Here is a 2541-nt window from a genome sequence, read left to right on the forward strand (position 1 = left end):
CTCGACTGGTAAACCTAATTTTGAAGTGCCGCTCGACAGACACAATGAAACGGATGTGGTTAAGGCTGTCCCATCCGTCGACATCCTGTGCAGTCGTGTTCTCCTTAATTTCCACCGCGTCATCGTCGAAGACATCGCGTACGATTTCCCCGAGTTGCTGTATTGTAACTTCCTGCAAGGCGACCCCCCAAAAGCGATTCCGGGGGGATAGCCGCCATAGCCGCAATTGCAACCAGTATCCCGTCGATCTGGTTTGGGGGCAGATAATCCCCCCTAACCCTCTGAAAAGAAGGATCAACTACGCTTTTTAAAGCACTGAATAATGCGGAATTAGAGGCTTGGTAAGAAACCGATAGAAAAACAGGTGGCTCTGAACCGGAATGGCGAAAAAGCATTTTCCGCCAGACCAGCCGACAGGCTCCGAGATTCTGGCCTGTTCTACGAGTTTTATCCGAACTTATCCCTGTTATGGCTCCGCGAGCTGTTCGACGATGAATCGCCCCCACGCGGCCAACCAGCTAGTCTAATGCAGGAGTTGTTCGGGCAGAACTGCGTGCCGGCACAGTTGGTTGCGGAAAGAGTAAGGACGTGACAGGCGAGTTCCGGCTTGGGAGAGGTGGGGCATGACCATTCTGGCGGCTGACCTTTTCAACGATATCGACGAAAGCGCGCCGGCGCAGCCGTGGCGCGATTATGTGCCGGGGTTGACGGTGGCGCTGGCGGCGACGGCGGCGGCGGCGTTCCTGTCCGACCGCTATGGCGCGCCGCTGACGCTGATGGCGCTGCTGATCGGGCTGGCGCTCAATTTCCTCGGAAGCGACAAAAGGCTCGGGCCGGGGCTGGCCTACGCGTCGCGGACGCTCCTGCGGATCGGCATCGTGCTAGTCGGGGTGCGGGTGACGCTGTCGCAGATCGCGGCGCTTGGGCCGGTCGCACTGATCGCGATCATCGTCATCGTCGCGGCGACGATTTCGGTCGGGGTGCTGGTAGCAAAGCGCAATGGGCTCGGCGCGCCATTCGGGGTGCTGGCGGGCGGGGCAGTGGCGATTTGCGGGGCGTCGGCGGCGCTGGCCTTCGCCAGCCTGCTCGGCGAGCGGCGGCTGGGCGGGGCGGCGCTGACACTGACATTGGTCGGGATTTCGGCTGCGAGCGCGCTGGCGATGGTGGTCTATCCGATCCTGGCGCACCTCGCCGGGCTGCACGATCCGCAGGCCGGGTTCATGCTCGGCGCGTCGATCCACGATGTCGCCCAGGCATTGGGCGCGGGCTATGCTTTCTCGGCGGCGGCGGGACAGACGGCGACGATCGTCAAGCTGACGCGGGTGGCGCTGCTCGCCCCGGCGCTGGCGGTGGTGGCGATCTTCTTTCCGGCCGATGCCGATGCGGGCAAAAGGCCGCCGCTGCTGCCGTGGTTCGTGATCGGATTTTTCGTCATGGCGCTGGTCAATTCGTCGGGGGTGATCTCGGTGGCGGTTGCGCATGGCACCGAGCAGCTGGCGGCGGGGTGCCTCGCCTGCGCGGTCGCGGCGACGGGGATCCGCTCGCCGATGGCGACGCTGATGAGCACGGGCGCGAAGCCGCTGGTAGTGATCGGCGCGGCCTCGCTGGCGGCGCTGCTGCTGTCGTTCGTCGTCGCGATCGAGCTGATCCGCTAGAGCGTCAGCGGGCCGTGGTTCAGCTGCGGCAGGACGTGGCGCGCGAACAGGTCGGCTTCGGCGGCGTGGGGGTAGCCCGAGAGGATGAACGCATCGATGCCCTCGGCCTGATAGGCGCGCAGTTTCGCCAGCACCTGGTCGGGATCGCCGACGATCGCCGCGCCGCAGCCCGAGCGGGCGCGGCCGATGCCGGTCCACAGATTCTCTTCGACGAAGCCATCGTCCGACGCCGTGGCGCGCAGTTCGGCCTGGCGGGTGACGCCGACGCTGGCGCTGTCGAGCGACTTGGCGCGGATCGCTTGGCCGGTGGCGTCGTCGAGCTTCGACAGCAAGCGGTCGGCGTAGGTGCGGGCTTCGTCCTCGGTCTCGCGGACGATGACATGGGCGCGGTAGCCGAACTTGAGCGTACGGCCATAGCTGGCGGCGCGTGCGGTCATGTCGGTGATGATCTCGCGAACGGTGGGCATGGTGTCGGGCCACATCAGATAGACATCGGCGGCCTGCGCCGCGGCATCGCGCGCGGCCGGGCTGAGGCCGCCGAAGTAAAGCGGCGGGCATTTCTCGCTGACCGTGGTCATGCGCGGCGGGGCAAGGTCGAGCTGGTAGAATTCGCCGTCATATTTGAGGTGTTCGCCCGACAGCATGATCTTGAGGATCTGCATGACTTCGAGCGTGCGCTGATAGCGCGGGTCGCTGGCGAGGGTTTCGCCGGGGAGGTCGGACGAGATGATGTTGATCGTGACGCGGCCGTTCAGGATGCGGTCGAGCGTGGCGATGCGGCGGGCGAGCTGGGGCGGCCAATCCTCGCCGGTGCGGACGGCCCACAGCAGGCGCATCTTGTGCAGCATCGGCGCGATGGCGGCGGCAAAGACGGTCGTGTCGAGGC

At 65.2% G+C, this 2541-nt stretch carries 3 protein-coding genes; 2 read left to right on the forward strand and 1 reads right to left on the reverse strand.

Annotated elements, in window-relative coordinates:
- Both RMN84_RS10165 and RMN84_RS10170 read left to right on the forward strand, forming a co-directional pair.
- On the forward strand, positions 1 to 211 hold a 211-nt coding region (locus tag RMN84_RS10165), incomplete at its 5' end, for a hypothetical protein (RefSeq protein WP_309612057.1).
- Positions 212 to 623: 412 nt separating this feature from the next.
- Positions 624 to 1655 carry a putative sulfate exporter family transporter gene (locus RMN84_RS10170; RefSeq protein WP_309612058.1) on the forward strand — a complete coding sequence of 344 codons (1032 nt, stop codon included), beginning with the start codon at positions 624 to 626 and terminating at the stop codon, positions 1653 to 1655.
- Here the strand turns inward: RMN84_RS10170 and RMN84_RS10175 are convergent.
- Positions 1652 to 2541: LLM class flavin-dependent oxidoreductase (locus RMN84_RS10175; protein ID WP_309612059.1), on the reverse strand; the 890-nt coding region annotated here is incomplete at its 5' end. The two genes, RMN84_RS10170 and RMN84_RS10175, sit on opposite strands and share 4 nt — an antisense overlap.

Source organism: Sphingomonas sp. (genome assembly GCF_031380695.1).
GTDB lineage: Bacteria > Pseudomonadota > Alphaproteobacteria > Sphingomonadales > Sphingomonadaceae > Sphingomicrobium.